This is a genomic window from Paraburkholderia eburnea (assembly GCF_002917095.1).
Classification (GTDB): Bacteria; Pseudomonadota; Gammaproteobacteria; order Burkholderiales; family Burkholderiaceae; genus Paraburkholderia; species Paraburkholderia eburnea.
In genome coordinates this window covers 206,851-224,595 of sequence record NZ_PQGA01000001.1, presented here as the reverse complement: position 1 = coordinate 224,595, position 17,745 = coordinate 206,851, and the positions used below count along the sequence as shown (strand labels likewise).

Annotated in this window: 14 protein-coding genes; 6 read left to right on the top strand and 8 right to left on the bottom strand. The window is 65.6% G+C overall.

What is annotated here, in order from left to right:
* Positions 1-34: 34 nt before the first annotated feature.
* Positions 35-2,197 (bottom strand): methionine--tRNA ligase, encoded by a 2,163-nt coding sequence (gene metG / locus B0G62_RS01045; protein WP_103701676.1) that lies wholly within the window; start codon positions 2,195-2,197, stop codon positions 35-37.
* 363 nt (positions 2,198-2,560) lie between these two features.
* Entirely contained in the window at positions 2,561-3,211 is a 651-nt protein-coding gene (locus B0G62_RS01040) for a YiaD family glycine zipper/OmpA-like lipoprotein (RefSeq protein WP_103701675.1), read from the bottom strand.
* A gap of 281 nt (positions 3,212-3,492) precedes the next feature.
* On the opposite strand from B0G62_RS01040, the gene apbC reads away from it, so the two are divergent.
* The 5 genes from apbC to B0G62_RS01015 all read left to right on the top strand — a co-directional run bounded on the left by apbC (position 3,493) and on the right by B0G62_RS01015 (position 9,219).
* Positions 3,493-4,581, top strand: coding sequence for an iron-sulfur cluster carrier protein ApbC (gene apbC / locus B0G62_RS01035; RefSeq protein WP_103701673.1), 1,089 nt, complete (start codon positions 3,493-3,495; stop codon positions 4,579-4,581).
* Between the two features lie 206 nt (positions 4,582-4,787).
* Positions 4,788-5,324: a superoxide dismutase family protein gene (locus tag B0G62_RS01030; protein WP_103701671.1), complete on the top strand. Its 537-nt coding sequence runs from the start codon at positions 4,788-4,790 to the stop codon at positions 5,322-5,324.
* A 231-nt stretch (positions 5,325-5,555) separates the two neighbouring features.
* Positions 5,556-6,125: a dCTP deaminase gene (gene dcd, locus B0G62_RS01025; RefSeq protein ID WP_103701669.1), complete on the top strand. Its 570-nt coding sequence runs from the start codon at positions 5,556-5,558 to the stop codon at positions 6,123-6,125.
* Between the two features lie 89 nt (positions 6,126-6,214).
* Positions 6,215-8,497, top strand: coding sequence for an arginine/lysine/ornithine decarboxylase (locus tag B0G62_RS01020; RefSeq protein ID WP_103701667.1), 2,283 nt, complete (start codon positions 6,215-6,217; stop codon positions 8,495-8,497).
* A 17-nt stretch (positions 8,498-8,514) separates the two neighbouring features.
* A complete protein-coding gene (locus tag B0G62_RS01015) occupies positions 8,515-9,219 on the top strand; it encodes a lysozyme inhibitor LprI family protein (protein WP_103702860.1) in 705 nt (234 codons plus the stop codon).
* Between the two features lie 79 nt (positions 9,220-9,298).
* Here B0G62_RS01015 and B0G62_RS01010 read toward each other — a convergent pair whose 3' ends face one another.
* The 3 genes from B0G62_RS01010 to B0G62_RS01000 all read right to left on the bottom strand — a co-directional run bounded on the left by B0G62_RS01010 (position 9,299) and on the right by B0G62_RS01000 (position 12,837).
* Positions 9,299-10,219, bottom strand: a complete 921-nt coding sequence (locus tag B0G62_RS01010; RefSeq protein ID WP_103701665.1) for a bestrophin family protein — start codon at positions 10,217-10,219, stop codon at positions 9,299-9,301.
* Between the two features lie 223 nt (positions 10,220-10,442).
* Positions 10,443-11,849: an argininosuccinate lyase gene (gene argH, locus B0G62_RS01005; RefSeq protein ID WP_103701663.1), complete on the bottom strand. Its 1,407-nt coding sequence runs from the start codon at positions 11,847-11,849 to the stop codon at positions 10,443-10,445.
* 157 nt (positions 11,850-12,006) lie between these two features.
* Entirely contained in the window at positions 12,007-12,837 is an 831-nt protein-coding gene (locus B0G62_RS01000) for a helix-turn-helix transcriptional regulator (protein ID WP_103701661.1), read from the bottom strand.
* Positions 12,838-12,997: 160 nt separating this feature from the next.
* Between B0G62_RS01000 and B0G62_RS00995 the strand changes: the two genes are divergently transcribed.
* Positions 12,998-13,762 carry a class I SAM-dependent methyltransferase gene (locus B0G62_RS00995; protein ID WP_103701659.1) on the top strand — a complete coding sequence of 255 codons (765 nt, stop codon included), beginning with the start codon at positions 12,998-13,000 and terminating at the stop codon, positions 13,760-13,762.
* A gap of 19 nt (positions 13,763-13,781) precedes the next feature.
* Here the strand turns inward: B0G62_RS00995 and B0G62_RS00990 are convergent, their stop codons facing one another.
* From B0G62_RS00990 to ppc, 3 genes are all read right to left on the bottom strand, one after another.
* Positions 13,782-14,162: a type II toxin-antitoxin system VapC family toxin gene (locus B0G62_RS00990; protein WP_103701657.1), complete on the bottom strand. Its 381-nt coding sequence runs from the start codon at positions 14,160-14,162 to the stop codon at positions 13,782-13,784.
* Complete coding sequence (locus B0G62_RS00985) at positions 14,159-14,365, bottom strand: type II toxin-antitoxin system VapB family antitoxin (RefSeq protein WP_103702858.1); 207 nt, start codon at positions 14,363-14,365, stop codon at positions 14,159-14,161. Before B0G62_RS00985 ends, B0G62_RS00990 begins: the two co-directional genes overlap by 4 nt.
* Positions 14,366-14,491: 126 nt before the next feature.
* Complete coding sequence (ppc, locus tag B0G62_RS00980; protein WP_407671105.1) at positions 14,492-17,497, bottom strand: phosphoenolpyruvate carboxylase; 3,006 nt, start codon at positions 17,495-17,497, stop codon at positions 14,492-14,494.
* Positions 17,498-17,745: the final 248 nt, after the last annotated feature.

The window sequence follows — 17,745 nt, the reverse complement described above, 5'->3', positions numbered from 1 at the left end:
TGTGCTTTTTTACTGACGTGACGGCAAGGGTGGCTTAGCGCACCCGCATGCCCGGTTTCGCGCCACTGTGCGGTTCGAGGATGTAGAGGCCAGGTTCGGCCTTTTCGTCCGCCGAGGAAGCCGCGAGCACCATGCCTTCCGACAGGCCGAACTTCATCTTGCGCGGCGCCAGGTTCGCGACCATCACCGTGAGCTTGCCCTTGAGGTCTTCCGGCTTGTAGGCCGAACGGATACCCGAGAACACGTTGCGCGTCTTTTCCTCGCCCACGTCGAGCGTGAGTTGCAGCAGCTTGTCCGAGCCTTCGACGATGTTGCAGTCGACGATCAGCGCCACGCGCAGGTCGATCTTCGCGAAGTCGTCGATCGAGATCGTTTCCGGCGTTTCGTCGGCAGCCGGCTTCTTGGCTTCCTTCGACCCCTTCGACTTCTTGTTCGCGTCGGCCGCATTGGCCGCATTGGCCGTGGCGGCCGGCGCGTCGGTGGCTTGCAGCGAATCGCGGTTGGCGGCCAGCAGCGCTTCGATCTGCTTCGGATCGACGCGCGTCATCAGGTGCTTGTACGCGTTGATCGGCTGTTGCGACGACAGCGCGCGGCCCGCATCCGCCCACGTGAGCGGCGCGATCGCGAGGAACTGCTCGACGCCTTCAGCCAGTTGCGGCAGCACGGGCTTGAGCGCGAGCGACAGCAGACGGAACGCTTCGAGGCTCACGCTGCACGTTTCATGCAGCGCGACGGCGTTGGCCGCGTCCTTGGCCTGCTCCCACGGCTTGGCCGTATCGACGTAAGCGTTGACCGCATCGGCGAGTTCCATCGTCTGACGCAGCGCGCGGCTGTACTCGCGCGCCTCGTAGTGCGCGGCGATCTGCGGAATCGCGGCGCGCATCTGCTCGATGAGCGGATGGTTCATCGCGCTGTCCTGCACGCGGCCCTCGAAACGCTTGATGAGGAAGCCCGCCGCGCGGCTCGCGATGTTGATGTACTTGCCGACGAGGTCGCTGTTCACGCGCGCCTGGAAGTCCTCTAGATTCAGGTCGAGGTCTTCCATCGTGCTGTTGAGCTTGGCGGCGAAGTAGTAGCGCAGCCACTCGGGGTTGAGGCCCGTGCTCACATAGCTTTCCGCCGTGATGAAGGTGCCGCGCGACTTCGACATCTTCGCGCCGTCCACCGTCAGGAAGCCGTGCGCGAACACGTTGGTCGGCGTGCGATGGCCCGAGAATTCGAGCATCGCCGGCCAGAACAGCGTGTGGAAGTACAGGATGTCCTTGCCGATGAAGTGGTACTGCTCCGTTTTCGAGCCGGGTTTGACCCAGTCGTCGAAGTTCAGGCCGCGCTGCTCGCACAGGTTCTTGAAGCTCGCGTAGTAGCCCACCGGCGCGTCGAGCCACACGTAGAAGTACTTGCCGGGCGCGCCCGGAATTTCAAAGCCGAAGTAGGGCGCATCGCGCGAGATGTCCCAGTCGGCGAGCTTCGACTCGCCCGCGTCGCCCAGCCACTCGCGCATCTTGTTGGTCGCTTCGGGTTGCGCGAGGCCTGCTACCCAGCTGCGCAGGAAGGTTTCGCAGCGCGGGTCCGAGAGGCGGAAGAAGTAGTGCGTCGAGGTCTTGCGGATGGGCGTCGCGCCCGAGACCACCGAGTACGGATTCTTCAGGTCGGTCGGCGCATAGGTCGAGCCGCACACTTCGCAACTGTCGCCGTACTGGTCTTTCGCGCCGCACTTGGGGCACTCGCCCTTGATGAAGCGGTCCGGCAGGAACATGTTCTTGACCGGATCGTAGGCCTGCTCGATGTCGCGCGTTTCGATGAAACCCGCTTCCTTGAGCGCCAGATACACCGATTCCGAGAGCACGCGGTTCTCGTCCGAATCGGTGGAGTAGTAGTTGTCGAACGACACGCCGAAGCTGTCGAAATCGCGCTTGTGTTCTTGCCAGACGCGCGCGATCAACTGCTGCGGCGTGAGGCCTTCTTTTTCGGCGCGCAGCATGACGGGCGTGCCGTGGGTGTCGTCGGCACCGACGTAGTAGACCTCGTGGCCATGCATTCGCAGCGCACGAACCCAGATGTCCGTCTGGATGTACTCGACCAGATGGCCGATGTGGATCTGGCCGTTCGCATACGGCAGAGCAGACGTGACGAGAATCTGGCGGCCGCTCTGGACGCTGGAGGCGCCGGCGGCGAGGTCGGTGGCGGGTGCTGACATAAGTGGTTGGACGTCCGATGTTGCGGGGGAAACCGCGATTTTAGCAGGGCGGGGGCGCGACGCGTTTGGGCTACGGCGGGGCGTGCCACGGAAAACGCGGGCAAAAAAAACCGGGGCAGGATGGCCCCGGAGCAACAACGACAAGAGGAGAATGGTGACGCGGCGGCATGACCGCACACGTACCGTAAAGACAGACAGCGCTATTTCACGAGAGTTCGAAAATTTTTTCGATTCGCTGCAAGGGCGCTCCGGCGCGGTTTTGCGGGCGTGATCGGGTGCATTCGCGTGCTTGCGGCCCGCTCCAATGCAAACGGGACGGCTTCGCAGCCGTCCCGTTCGTCGTGTCGCTGTTTTAGCCGACGCTTACTGCTGGTGCTGTGCCGTCGCGCGCAGATAGATTTCGACGCGGCGGTTGGCGGCGCGGCCCGCTTCCGTGCTGTTGTCGGCGATCGGCTGCGTGTCGCCACGGCCATCGGCCGACATGCGCTGCATCTGGATGCCGCGCGACGCCAGGTAGTTCACCACGCTTTGCGCGCGGTTGACCGACAGCGTCTGGTTGTACGCCGGCTGGCCGGTGTTATCCGTATGACCCACCACCTGGGCGACGACTTCCGGGTTCTGCTGCAGCGTCTGCGCGACCTGGTCGAGCACCGGCGCGAACGACGGCTTGATCGCATAGCTGTTGGTGTCGAAGGTCACGTTGCTCGGGATGTTGAGCTTGAGCGAGCCGTCCGGCTGCTCGGTGATCTGCGTGCCGGTGCCCTTGGTGGCGCCCGACAGCTTGTTGTGGATCGCCTGCCAGTTGTAGCCGGTGATGCCGCCGACCAGCGCGCCTGCGCCCGCGCCGATCGCCGCGCCCTTGCCGCCGCCGAAGATCGCGCCGATCGCGGCGCCGGTGCCCGCACCAACGCCGGTGCCGACGGCCGTATTCGTGCCCTGCTGGGTCGCGCAGCCCGCTACGAGCGCGCCGGCGATGGCGAAGACGGAAAGGCGGGTCAAGATTCTTGTGTTCATTTTCAATCCTCTCTTGAGTGAAACGGGAAGGCTGCACGGTGCCGCCCGGCGGCCCCGACTGGGTTCAGGGTCATAGGACGGCAGGCGGCGGCAGCTACTACAATGACGGCTTGAGCGCTCGTAAGAGCGCCGGCCTGGCGCGAAAAGACGGCTGCCGCGAAGCGTGCCCTGCCGCGGGAATTTGCGCAATCCAGCTTAACAATTTCTTTCGATTTACGGCGTCAATGCGGCACCCCACGGGCCGATCGGGGCGCCGGGTCGTTCATCCCCACGGAGTTTCAATGAGCATTGATCGGGCATTGGTGGACGCCGCGCTGGCGGCCCTCGCGGATCCGGACACGGGCCGTCCCTACACGACGGCCAAAGGCGTGCGCAACGTCGCGATCGACGGTGAAACGGTTGACGTCGAGATCGTCCTCGGCTATCCGGCGAAAAGCCGGTACGAGGCGATCCGCGCCCAGGTCCAGGCCGCGCTGGCCGCCGTGCCCGGCGTGAAGGCGAGCCGCGTGGCGGTGCGTCACGAAGTCGCCGCGCATACGGTGCAGCGCGGCGTCAAGCTGCTGCCGAACGTGAAGAACATCGTGGCCGTGGCTTCGGGCAAGGGCGGCGTCGGCAAGAGCACGACGGCCGTGAACCTCGCGCTCGCGCTGGCCGCCGAAGGCGCGTCGGTCGGCATCCTCGACGCCGATATCTACGGCCCGTCGCTGCCGATGATGCTGGGTATCGTCGGGCGCCCCGAGTCGCCCGACGGCCAGTCGATGAACCCGCTCGAAGGCCATGGCGTGCAGGCCAATTCGATCGGCTTCCTGGTCGATCAGGACAACCCGATGGTCTGGCGCGGCCCGATGGCCACGTCCGCGCTCGAACAGCTGCTGCGGCAGACGAACTGGCGCGAACTCGACTATCTCGTGGTCGACATGCCGCCGGGCACGGGCGACATCCAGCTCACGCTCTCGCAGCGCGTGCCGGTCACGGGCGCCGTGATCGTGACGACGCCGCAGGACATCGCGCTGCTCGACGCCAAGAAGGGGCTCAAGATGTTCGAGAAGGTGGGTATTCCGATTCTCGGCATCGTCGAGAACATGGCCGTGCACGTCTGCTCGAACTGCGGTCATGCCGAACACATCTTCGGCGCGGGCGGCGGCGAGCGCATGGCGAAGGAGTACGGCGTCGAGGTGCTGGGCAGCCTGCCGCTCGATATCTCGATCCGCGAGCAGGCCGATTCGGGTGCGCCGACGGTCGCGGCGGCGCCCGACAGCGCCGTTGCCGCCACCTACAAGGCGATCGCGCGCCGGGTGGCGATCCAGATCGCCGAGCGCTCGCGCGACATGAGCTCGAAATTCCCGACCATCGTCGTGCAGAACACCTGAGTTTCCTCAGCCCCGCTGAGCGTTTTCAAAGGCACGCCGCGTGCGCCTGGCATGACGAGGCCCGCGGCGTGCGCGTTTGCGCGCATTTCAGGGCAAAACGGGGGCCACACAGGCCCCGCGACGGCGCGCGTGCGGGGTATCATGTGGGATTCATGGGTCCGGATCGACAGCCGCACGGGGCGGCCGCGCGCCGGCAAGAGGAATACATGGGTAAAGGAAACGACAGGCAGGCGGGAAACGCAGTCCTGGTGGCCGTGATGACGTGCACGCTGCTGGGCGGCTGCACGAGCTTCATGGGCCAGCAGGACAAGCGCGCGGGCACGCAGCTGCTGCCCACCGTCGGCAACCAGGTGCGCGGCACCGTGTCGTTCGTCGAACACTCGGACGGCGTACAGGTGAGCTATAACCTCGCCGGTCTGCCGCCCGATTCCGACCATGCCTTGCAGGTCCATGAGCGCGGCGACTGCAACGCCACCGACGCCTCCAGCGCCGGCCCGGTCTTCGCGCCCGCTGCCGAGCGTTTGAAGCCCGGCGCGCGCGTCGCGGGCGACCTCGGCAATATTCATGCGGATTCCAACGGCGTGGCCACCGGCTTCATCGTCGCCACGGACGTGTCGCTCGACGGCGTGCGCTCCGTCCTGCAGCGCGCGGTGATCGTGCATCACGACGCGATCGATCCGTATGCCTACCCGCAGCGCGGCACGGGTGCGGCGCTCGCCTGCGGTGTCATCAAGCAGCAGTAAGGCGCCTGCAACATGATCTGAACGTTGGCGAAAGCCACGTTAAAGCATCGTCGAAGGGCAACTGAAGCGCCACCGAAGCGCACTTCCAGGCACAGCGACTCACATCGCGTAAAATGGTCGCCTTTCGCAAGGCGCCGCCACGGCCACACGGCCCCGGGATGGCCTTCGCGAGCATTTTTCCGGCTTTTTCTTTTTCGTTCCCCGTTTTTTTACTGGACCGCAGCGAGCAACATGGCAATCAAATCCGACAAGTGGATCCGGCGCATGGCCGAAGAGCAGAACATGATCGAGCCGTTCGCGCGCGACCAGATCCGCACGTCGGAAGACGGCCGCAAGATCGTGAGCTACGGCACCTCCAGCTACGGCTACGACATCCGCTGCGCCGACGAATTCAAGATCTTCACGAACATCAACTCGACCATCGTCGACCCGAAGAATTTCGACGAAAAGTCGTTCGTGGACTTCAAGGGCGACGTCTGCATCATTCCGCCGAATTCGTTCGCGCTGGCGCGCACGGTCGAGTACTTCCGCATTCCGCGCAGCGTCCTGACGGTGTGTCTGGGCAAGTCCACCTATGCGCGCTGCGGCATCATCGTGAACGTCACGCCGTTCGAACCCGAGTGGGAAGGGTACGTCACGCTCGAATTCTCAAATACGACACCTTTGCCTGCGAAAATCTACGCGAACGAAGGCGTAGCCCAGGTGCTCTTTTTCGAGAGCGACGAGGTCTGCGAAGTGTCTTACGCGGATCGCGGAGGCAAGTATCAAGGTCAGCACGGCGTCACGCTGCCAAAGACCTGAGTTCAGAGCGCACTCAACCCACCGGACTTACGACATACGGGGACCGCTGCGCGTTACATGCAGCGGTCGTTTCATTTGGAGAATCGCCCATGAAGTTTCGTTTTCCCGTCGTCATCATCGACGAAGACTTTCGCTCCGAGAACATCTCGGGTTCCGGCATCCGGGCACTGGCCGAAGCCATCGAGAAAGAGGGCGCGGAAGTCCTCGGGCTGACGAGCTACGGCGACCTCACGTCGTTCGCGCAGCAGTCGAGCCGCGCCGCGTGCTTCATCCTGTCGATCGACGACGACGAGCTGATGCCCTACGTGGAAAGCAACGGCGATGGCGAAGCGCCCGAGCACGCGCCCGCCATCATCGCGCTGCGCGCGTTCATGGAAGCGGTGCGCAAGCGCAACGCCGACATCCCCATCTTCCTGTACGGCGAAACGCGCACCTCGCGCCATCTGCCCAACGACATCCTGCGTGAGCTGCACGGCTTCATTCACATGTTCGAGGACACGCCGGAGTTCGTCGCGCGCCACGTGATCCGCGAAGCGAAGGTGTATCTAGACGCGCTGTCGCCGCCGTTCTTCAAGGAACTCGTCAAGTACGCCGACGAAGGTTCGTACTCGTGGCATTGCCCCGGTCACTCGGGCGGCGTGGCGTTCCTGAAGAACCCGCTCGGCCAGATGTTCCACCAGTTCTTCGGCGAGAACATGCTGCGCGCCGATGTCTGCAACGCGGTCGAGGAACTCGGCCAACTGCTCGATCACACCGGCCCGGTCGCGGCTTCGGAGCGCAACGCGGCGCGCATTTTCAGCGCCGACCACGTGTTCTTCGTGACCAACGGCACGTCCACGTCCAACAAGATCGTCTGGCATGCCACGGTCGCGCCGGGCGACATCGTGCTGGTCGACCGTAACTGCCACAAGTCGATCCTGCACGCGATCACGATGACGGGCGCGATTCCCGTGTTCCTGACGCCCACGCGCAACAACTTCGGCATCATCGGCCCGATCCCGCGCGACGAGTTCAAGCCGGAAAACATCCGCAAGAAGATCGAGGCGAATCCGTTCGCCCGCGAAGTGCTGGCGAAGAACCCGAACGTCAAGCCGCGCATTCTCACGATCACGCAGAGCACGTACGACGGCGTGGTCTACAACGTCGAGATGATCAAGGATCTGCTCGGCGACATGCTCGACACGCTGCACTTCGACGAAGCCTGGCTGCCGCACGCCGAATTCCACGAGTTCTACCAGGACATGCACGCGATCGGCGCGGGCCGTCCGCGCACCAAGGCGCTCGTGTTCGCGACGCACTCGACGCACAAGCTGCTGGCCGGCATCTCGCAGGCTTCGCAGATCGTCGTGCAGGATTCGGAAGACAGCGCGTTCGACCGCCACCGCTTCAACGAAGCCTATCTGATGCACACCTCCACCAGCCCGCAGTACGCGATCATCGCGTCGTGCGACGTGGCCGCCGCGATGATGGAAGCGCCGGGCGGCCCGGCGCTGGTGGAAGAGTCGATCGCCGAAGCGCTCGACTTCCGCCGCGCCATGCGCAAGGTGGACGCCGAATACGGCGACGACTGGTTCTTCCAGGTCTGGGGCCCGGACGAGCTGGCCGAAGAAGGCATCGGCTCGCGCGAAGACTGGATGCTGCGCCCGAACGACCACTGGCACGGCTTCGGCAACCTCGCCGAAAACTTCAACATGCTCGACCCGATCAAGGCGACCATCGTTACGCCGGGTCTGGACGTGGACGGCGAGTTCGGCGAGACCGGCATCCCGGCCGCGATCGTGACGAAGTACCTGGCCGAGCACGGCATCATCGTCGAGAAGACCGGTCTGTACTCGTTCTTCATCATGTTCACGATCGGCATCACGAAGGGCCGCTGGAACTCGATGGTCACGGAACTCCAGCAGTTCAAGGACGACTACGACAACAACCAGCCGCTGTGGCGCGTGCTGCCCGAGTTCGTCGCGCAACACCCGATGTACGAGCGCGTGGGCCTGCGCGATCTGTGCCAGCAGATCCACGGCGTCTATCGCGCCAACGACATCGCGCGCCTGACGACCGAGATGTACCTGTCGACGATGGAGCCGGCGATGAAGCCGTCCGACGCGTTCGCCAAGCTCGCGCACCGCGAGATCGACCGCGTGGCCATCGACGAACTGGAAGGCCGTGTCACGTCGATCCTGCTCACGCCTTACCCGCCGGGTATTCCGCTCCTGATTCCAGGCGAGCGCTTCAACAAGACGATCGTGAACTACCTCAAGTTCGCGCGCGAATTCAACGAGCGCTTCCCTGGCTTCCACACCGACATCCACGGACTCGTGGGCGAGACCATCAACGGCCGCATCGAGTACTTCGTGGATTGCGTGCGCGCCTGAAGACGGGGACACGCGGCATGACGGTGCGGTTTTTGGGTGCGTTTTTGCGTGCTTTCGCGACGGCCTGGACGCTGGCGGCGCTGCTCATCGCAGCGCCGGCGGCGCACGCCGAAGTCTCGGCGGCCGATCCGATCGACGCGGGCATGCGCGCGTGTCTCGCGCGCGCGGATCGCTCGTCGACGGCGGGGCAGATCCAGTGCATGGACGATGCGCGCACGGCCTGGCGCCGCGCCGCCGATGCCGCGCTCGCGCAGTTGTTGTCGAAGGTGCCGGGCGCGCAGCAGCGGCGTTGGCGCGTGAGCCAGCAGAAGTGGGTCGCGTGGCGCGACGCCGAGGACACGATGCTCGGCGCTGCCTTCGCCACCACGAGCGGGTCGTCGTATCAGCTTTACGAGGCCGACATGCGCCTGCAGCCCGTGCGCGATCGTGCGCTCGCGCTGCGCGGCGAAGTCGCGAACGCCACGGGCAAGCCGGCGCGCGCGCGCGCCTGTAGCGCCGACGCGCGCTGCGAGCACGTGAGCTACGACCTGAACCGCTACTACCGTCAGTTGTATGCACGTATGCCGAAGCACGCGCGGCCCGCGGTGGCGCGCGCGCAGAGCGCGTGGCGCGAGTACCGCGACGCGACCACGCCGCTCATCGACGAACATGCGCGACTCGATCTGCTGGGCGCGCGGCTGGCGACGCTCAAGCGTTTGTCGGAGACGGTCAATAACCGTTGAGCCGCTGTAAAGCTCGATGAAGCTCGATGAAAACAGGCGTGAATCCTTGCGATTCACGCCTGTTTTGTTTTCGGCCCGATTAATCGAGGACGCACTGATCCGGCGCCGGTTCGGGCAGCGTGGTCGGGTCGCCGAGCAGATCGTGCAGCGCGGCCTCGATGCCGATCGACATCGTATTGAGCGCGAGATCGTTGTCCTCGGTGCCGAACGGGTCTTCGATCTGCGAGGCGATCGCCTCGTGCGCCATGAACGCGTAGGCCACGAACACGGCGAAGACCGGCGTGAGCGCGCCGATGCTGTCCACCAGACCAAAGGGCAGCAGCGCGCAGAAGAAGTACACCGTGCGGTGGATCATCACCGTGTAGGCGAAGGGCAGTGGCGTCGAAACGATGCGCTCGCAACCGCCGATCACATCGGACAGACCATTGAGATTGTGCTCGAAGGCCAGCACGGCATAGCTGTCGACGCGGCCCGCGCGCACCTCGCCGCGCAGCCATTCGGAGGCGCACAGCACGAGCGTCATGGGCCGATAACGCGAGGCCATGACGCGTTCGACCACCTCGCGCGGCAGACGCGTTTCCAGGTCCGCGCGCGGATCGGTGTGGCGCAGCTGATGGCGCAACGCATGTGGGAGGGCGCACAACAGCTCGACGAAGGGGCGGACATGCGCGGGACCGTCTTCGCCTTGCGCGAGCCCGAGCGACTGGCGCACGAGCGAGCGCGTCTCGTTGAGCATTTGCCCCCAGAGCTTGCGGCCTTCCCAGTAGCGGTCGTAGCTCGCGTTATTGCGAAAGCCGAGAAAGACGGCCAGCGCGATGCCGATCAGCGAGAACGGCACAGTGCTCATGTTCACTGTCACGCGCAGGATGTGGTCGTGCGCGGCGACGGCCACGAACGACAGGCACAGCACGATGGACAGACGCGGGATCAGTTGCGGCAGCACGGAACCGCGCCACGCGAGCAGCATGCGGAACCAGTTGAGGTGAGGACGGACGATCATGAGTGCGGGCAGGTCTTGGCAGGACGGACAACCCTGCAAAGATACGATGCCAGGGGTTGCTTCTGCGAAAAATGATAGCCGCGGGCGGACCCGCAGCGGGCGCACACTTCACGCAATTCGGGGCGGGTACAGCGCGCGCTTGTGTGTGGACGAAAAAACGGGGCGCGTGACGGTCATCGTCGCGCGCCCCGTTTCAGGGTTCAGCGGGGTGTGCCGGCGGCGCTTATTTGAGCGCCGCGCGTGCCGCGACGATGGCCGCACGCACCTGTTCCGGCGCGGTGCCGCCCGGGTGATTGCGCGCCGAGACCGAGCCTTCGAGCGTCAGCACTTCGAACACGTCTTCGGCGAGCAGATGCGCCACCGCCGGCAGTTCGCTGCGCATTTCGTCGAGCGTGAGATCGGCCAGATCGCAGTCGCGGTCCACGCAGATACGCACGGCGTGCGCGACGGCTTCGTGCGCGTCACGGAACGGCAGACCCTTCTTCACGAGGTAGTCGGCCAGATCGGTGGCGGTCGAGAAGCCTTGCAGCGCGGCGGCGCGCATGGCCTCGGCCTTGACCGTGATGCCCGCGACCATTTCCGCGAAGATGCGCAGCGTGTCCGCGACCGTATCGACGGTATCGAACAGCGGCTCCTTGTCTTCCTGGTTGTCCTTGTTGTACGCGAGCGGCTGGCCCTTCATCAGCGTGAGCAGGCCCATCAGATGGCCATTCACGCGGCCGGTCTTGCCGCGCGCGAGTTCCGGCACGTCCGGGTTCTTCTTCTGCGGCATGATCGACGAGCCGGTGCAGAAGCGGTCGGCGATATCGATGAAACCGACGCGCGGGCTCATCCACAGCACGAGTTCTTCCGAGAAACGCGAAACGTGCGTCATGACGAGCGCGGCGGCCGCCGTGAATTCGATCGCGAAATCGCGGTCCGAGACGGCGTCGAGCGAGTTCGCGCAGATGCCGTCGAAGCCCAGCGTCTTCGCCACGGCATGACGGTCGATCGGATAGCTCGTGCCCGCGAGCGCCGCCGCGCCCAGCGGCAGACGGTTCACGCGCTTGCGGCAATCGACCATGCGCTCGGCGTCGCGCGTGAACATTTCCACGTAGGCGAGCAGGTGATGGCCGAAGGTGACCGGCTGCGCCACTTGCAGGTGGGTGAAGCCCGGCATGATCGTGCCCGAGTGCTGCTCGGCCAGATCGAGCAGCGCGCCGCGCAGGTCGCCCAGCAGGCCGCCGATACGGTCGATTTCGCCGCGCAGCCACAGACGGATGTCGGTCGCGACCTGGTCGTTGCGCGAGCGGCCCGTGTGCAGGCGCTTGCCGGCGTCGCCGATCAGGGCCGTGAGGCGCGCTTCGATGTTCAGATGCACGTCTTCGAGGTCGAGCTTCCACTCGAATTCGCCGCGCTCGATTTCACCCTTGATCTGCGCCATGCCCTTCTCAATCGCGGCGAGGTCGTCGGCGGAGATGATCTTCTGCGCGGCCAGCATCGACGCGTGCGCGAGCGAGCCCTCGATATCGACGAGGCCAAGACGCTTGTCGAAGAAAACCGACGACGTATAGCGTTTGACCAGCTCCGACATGGGCTCGGAGAAGCGAGCCGACCAGGCTTCGCCTTTTTTGTGCAGTTGGGACGTCATGGTGATGGGGCGTGATGAAACGTGAGCGAGCGGTGAGAAAGCGTGCCGCGCGGCAGGGCGCATCAGGCGTCGCGCGCAGCGGGAAGCTGATGATTTTACCATCGGCGCGCGCCGCGCCTCCGGGCGGCTGGCGCGGCGGTTTTCGATCGGTACGCGCTCAGAGCCGCACCAGCACGACCAGCTTGAGGTCTTCGCGGTGCGCGGGCTTGAGGGTGATCTGGTCGTAGGCGATGCGGCCGTGGCGGGGATGGTTGAACTCGCGCCGTCCGCCTTCGCGCTCGAATACGTCCTGCGAGCCCCAGTAGCGCGCGAATTCGTCGCTCGTCGCCAGCAGCGAATCGATCAGCGCGCGGGTGGGCGCGTCGTTCAGATGGCGGATCGAATCGGCGCGGAATTCGGCGGCGAGGCGTCGCGCGCGCGTCTCCCAATCGACGATCAACTCGCGCCCGAGCGGCTGCGTGAAGGTGAAGCGCAGCAGATTGCGGTCGTTCTCGCCGTCGAGCCAGCCCGTGAAAAGGTCGGCCGCGTGGGCGTTCCACGCGAGCGCCGTCCACTGGCGGTCGAGCACATAGGCGGGCGCGTCCACCAGTTGCACGGTCTGCAGCAGGGTTTCGGGCGCGGCGCCGGCTCCGGGGGCGTCGGGCTCGGCCGGGTCGCGCTGCGCGGCCAGTTCGAACAGATAGGCGCGTTCGGCGCGCGACAGTCGCAGCGCCACGGCAATGCGCGCGAGCGCGTCCGCCGATGCCGACACCGGGCGGCCCTGCTCGATCCACGTGTACCAGGTGGGACTCACGCCGCACAACTGGGCGACTTCCTCGCGGCGCAGGCCGGGCGTGCGGCGGCGCGGGCCGGGCGGCAGGCCGACTTCCTCGGGCGAAAGCCGCTCGCGATGGGCGCGGATGAATTCGCCGAGCGCGCGCGCGGGCGTGGCGTCGAGCGTCCTGGCGGAACCGGCGTCGTGCGACGGTGCGGGGGTATCGGTGCTCATGGTGCTGGGGCGGGTGCTGTTGATACCAGAATAAATGCTTAACTTGTACTGGTACAGATGGGGCTCTATTGTAGCGGCAGACGCGGTGCACGAGCGCCGCGCCTCACGAAGACACGACACGCCGCGCGCTACGCGCGCCCCCCGCAAACAGGAGCATGCGATGAAGCATCACGATCAGGTCGCCGACGCCTTCGGCTCGACCGCCGCCGCCTACCTCACGAGCCAGGTCCACGCGAGCGGCGCGGATCTGGACAACCTCGCCGCCACGTTCGCGGCCACCAACGGCCACGCGACGGTGCTGGACATGGGCTGCGGCGCGGGCCACGCGAGCTTCGCCGTGGCGCCCCACGTGCGCGAAGTGGTGGCCTACGACATTGCGCCGCAGATGCTCGCGACGGTCGAAGCCGCCGCAAAAGCGCGCGGCTTGACCCGCATCCGCACGCAGCAGGGCGCCGCCGAAACGCTGCCGTTCGAAGACGGCAGCTTCGACTGGGCGATCAGCCGCATGAGCGCGCACCACTGGCGCGACGTGCCGCGCGCGCTCGCCGACGTGCATCGCGTGCTCAAGCCGGGCGGCCGGCTCAAGTTCATCGATATCGCCGGCATCGACGATCCGCTGTACGACACGCATATCCAGGCGGTGGAAGTGCTGCGCGACGCCTCGCACATCCGCGACTATCGCGCCGACGAGTGGCTGGCGATGCTCGATCGCGCGGGCTTCGACGCGACGGTGAGCGAGCGCTGGCGCATCGACATCGACTTCGATACGTGGGTGGCGCGCATGCGCACGCCGCCCGAGCGGGTGACGGCGATCCGCTCGATGTGGGCGAGCGCGCCCGACGAGGTGAAGCAGTACTTCGACGTGCAGGCCGATGGGTCGTTCAAGCTCGACGCGTTGATGATCGAAGGGACGCGGCGGGGGTGAGGCGAGGGCAGCGTGGCGGTCAGTGCATGGGCGACGAATACGCCACGCCGAAGCGTTCCGCGAGCGCCAGGAGCCGCTTGTCGAGCGTCCACAGTTGCGAGCCGGGTGTGATCAACACAGAGCCGAGCAGCATCATGTCGACGAGACCGCAACCGAATCCGTAGAGCTTTTCTCGCTCGATGAAGGCGACCACCTCCTGCAGGCTAATCTGCCTGGTCGCTTGCAGGAGGCCGATGTCGCCGAGCGTGCGTTCGCGCGGTGAGGGGGGCGTGCCGCACGCCAGTTCCGCAACGACAAGCGGGTGGCTCAGCGCCTGGTCCCACACCATGAGCTCAATCAGCTTCGTGTTGCGGCGTCGGAAGTGATCGACCCATACCGACGAATCCACCAGCACGTTCATAGCGTGTCCGTGTCGGCGCGGCGCCGTGGAACATCGGCCATGTCGGGCATGCTGCCGCCCAACGCGGCGAGCCGCTTGGCGGCTTGAACCCGTACAAAGGTCTTGATGGCTTCGCGAAAGAGATCGGACTTGTCCATATCGGGGTCAGCCATTTCGAGTGCCTTCTCGTAAAGCGCGTCGTCCAAAGTCACTGTAGTTCGCACGATGTTCTCCGTGATTCTCCATTTGATGCGATTTTGCATCAAACCAGGTCATCTTGTTATCGCCCCCAAAAGAAAAAAGCCTCGCAGATCAACAATCTGCGAGGCTTTTCCACCTATCCCTGACGCTCAACCCGTATTACGCAAGCCCGCCGCAATCCCGTTGATCGTCAGGTGAATCCCGCGCCGCACGCGCGGGCTCGGGTCGCCGGCGCGGTAGCGCTTGATCAGCTCGACCTGCAAGTGGTTGAGCGGATCGAGGTACGGGAAGCGGTTCTTGATCGAGCGCGCGAGCAGCGGGTTATCGGCCAGACGCCCGTTCGAACCCGTGATCTCGTCGAGCACCCGGGTCGTGCGCTCCCATTCGGCGACGATGCGCTCGAACACGTGCTTGCGCAGCTTCTTGTCGGCGACGAGCTGCGCATAGCGCGACGCCACCGCGAGATCCGTCTTTGCGAGCGTCATGTCCATGTTCGAGAGCAGGTTCGAGAAGAACGGCCAGCTCTTGTACATCTTCTTGAACATCGCCAGACGCCGCGTGCGTTCGGCGTCGCTGCCCGCCTCGTCGAGATACGCCGACACCGCGCTGCCGAAGCCGTACCAGCCCGTCAGCAGCAGGCGGCATTGGCCCCACGAGAAGCCCCACGGAATCGCGCGCAGATCGTCGATCTTGCGGTTCTTCGGGTCCTGCAGCTTGCGCGAGGCCGGGCGGCTGCCGATGTTGAGTTCGGCGATTTCCGTGATCGGCGTCGAGGCGAAGAAGTAGTCGGTGAAGCCCGGCGTCTCGTAGACGAGCGAGCGGTACGCGGCCATCGCATCGTCGGAGAGCTTTTGCATCGTCTCTTCGAAGTCGGACAGTTGATCGGGCGCGCCCGCGTTCTTGCCCATCGGCAGCAGCGTGGCTTCGAGCGTCGCGGCGATGACCGTTTCCAGGTTGCGGCGGCCGATCTCCGGATTGCCGAACTTCGACGCGATGACTTCGCCCTGCTCGGTCAGGCGGATCTGGCCTTCGACCGTGCCCGGCGGCTGCGAGAGGATGGCGTTATAGGTCGGGCCGCCTCCGCGTCCGACCGTGCCCCCACGGCCGTGGAACAGGCGCAGCGTGATGCCGCGTTCCTTGTAGAGCGCGACGAGCGCCAGCTCCGACCGGTACAGCTCCCAGTTCGAGGTGAGGAAGCCGCCGTCCTTGTTGCTGTCCGAGTAGCCGAGCATGATTTCCTGCTCGTTGCCCCAATGCTCGACGATGCCGTCGATGCCCGGCAGCGCGAGCAGGTCGCGCATGATGCCCGAGGCGTGGCGCAAGTCGGGGATCGTCTCGAAGAGCGGAATCACCATCAGCGCGGCCTTCGCGGGGTCGTCCGCGTGACCGAGGCGCCCGGTCGTGAGGCCGGTTTCCTTCTGCAGCAGCATCACTTCCAGCAGGTCGGACACCGTTTCGGTGTGCGAGATGATGTAGTTGCGCACCGCGCGCGCGCCGAACTTCTCGCGCGTCACGCGCGCCATTTCCAGCACGCCCAGCTCGCTCTTCACGAGATCGGAATAGTCGAGATACGGAGAGCGCAGCGTGCGCGGATCGGCCAGTTGGGCGATCAGCAGGATCTGCTTGTCGTCTTCGGAGAGCGCCGCGTAATCGGCCTCGATACCCGCGCGCGCGAGCAGTTCGGCGATCACGGCTTCGTGGATGTCCGAGCTTTGGCGCAGGTCGATCGAGGCCAGGTGAAAGCCGAACACTTCGACCGCGCGCAGGAGCGGCGCGAGACGCGGCGTCGCGAGCGAGGCGCCGTGATGCTCGGCGAGCGAATCCGTCAGCACGCGCAGATCGCGCGAGAATTCGGCGGCATCGGCGTAAGGCTGCGCACGCACGGGCGCGGCGTTGCGGCCCGCGCTGCGCACGGCCACCACGCCTTCGCCCAGACGCACGCGCGCGCTTGCCGCGAGGCGCGTGTACACGCCGATCAGCGCGCGGCGATACGGCTCGTCGACGCGATGCGGCGACTGGTCGGGCGAGGCCTCGGCCAGCGCCTTGAGTTCGTCGCTCGCGCCCGCGAGCAGATTCGACACCGACAGCTCCGCCCCCAGCTTGTGCACTTCGTCGAGGTAGTGCTGCAGGATCACCTGCGCCTGGCGCTCGCTCGCTTCTTCGAGCGTGGCCGCCGTGACATTCGGATTGCCGTCGCGATCGCCGCCGATCCAGCTGCCCATCTGCAGGAACGCGGGCAGGCGCGCGGCCAGGCCGTGTTCCTTGAGCTGCGTTTCGATCTCGCCGTACAGCGCGGGAATTTCGCTCAGGAAGGTCGTGTGGTAGTACGACAGGGCATTTTCGATTTCGTCGCCGACCGTCAGGCGCGATTCGCGCAGCATGCGCGTCTGCCACAGCGAGGTGACGCGCGCGCGCAGCAGCGCTTCGTTCTGTTCGCGTTCGCGATGCGTGAGCGGCTGATCGCGCTCGGCGAGCAGGCGCGCGATGTCGTGCTGCGAATCGAGCGTGCTCTTGCGCTGCACTTCCGTGGGGTGCGCGGTGAGCACGGGCACGATCAGCGCGTCGTTGAAGAACTGCTGCAGCACGGGCGTGGCGGCCGCGCCGGCTTGCGCGAGACGTTCGAGCGAATGCGCGATCGTGCCGGCCTGCGGGGCCGATCCCTGCAGATCGTGGATGCGGCGGCGGCGGTTGCGATGGCGGTCTTCGGCGATGTTCGCGAGATGCGAGAAATAGCTGAAGGCGCGCACGACGCTCACGGTCTGCTCGGGCGAGAGCGAGCGAAGCTGCTTTTCGAGCGCGAGCGCGGCGGTGTTGTCGTCCTCGCGACGAAAGCGCACGGCGGTCTGGCGGATCGTTTCCACCACATCGAATACGGCGTCGCCTTCCTGTTCGCGCAGCACCTCGCCGAGCAGGCGGCCGAGATAGCGGATGTCTTCGAAGAGCGGCTGGTCCTTGTCGTCGCGTGCGCGGCCGTTGCGGGCGGGGCTGGCGGGCTTCGCGGGCTTTGCGGCCTTCGCGGGCTTTGCGGCCTTCGGTTGCTGGACGGCCCTGGCCGCCTTCGTGGCCTTTTCGGCCTTGACTGCCTTCGACGCCTTCGCAGCCTTGGGCGCGCTGGCGGACTCGGCCGCACTGCGCGTGGCGGCCTGCGTGGCGATCCCGGTCGTGGCTTTCGCTGTCTTCGTGGTCTTCGTGCCTGTGGATTTTTCCGCCTGTACCTCGGCTGCGGAAGTTGCGTTCTGCGATGCGTTGTTGCGGCGCTCTGCGCGCGCCGATCCGGAAGACTTCACGATGTTTTCCTCAAGACTAGCCAGCAATTGCCCTGCATGAGCCCCGTTCGGGCGCACATGTCCCGATCAGACCCACAGGGGATGAACAGATTTTCGATTGGGGACTGCCAACTGCA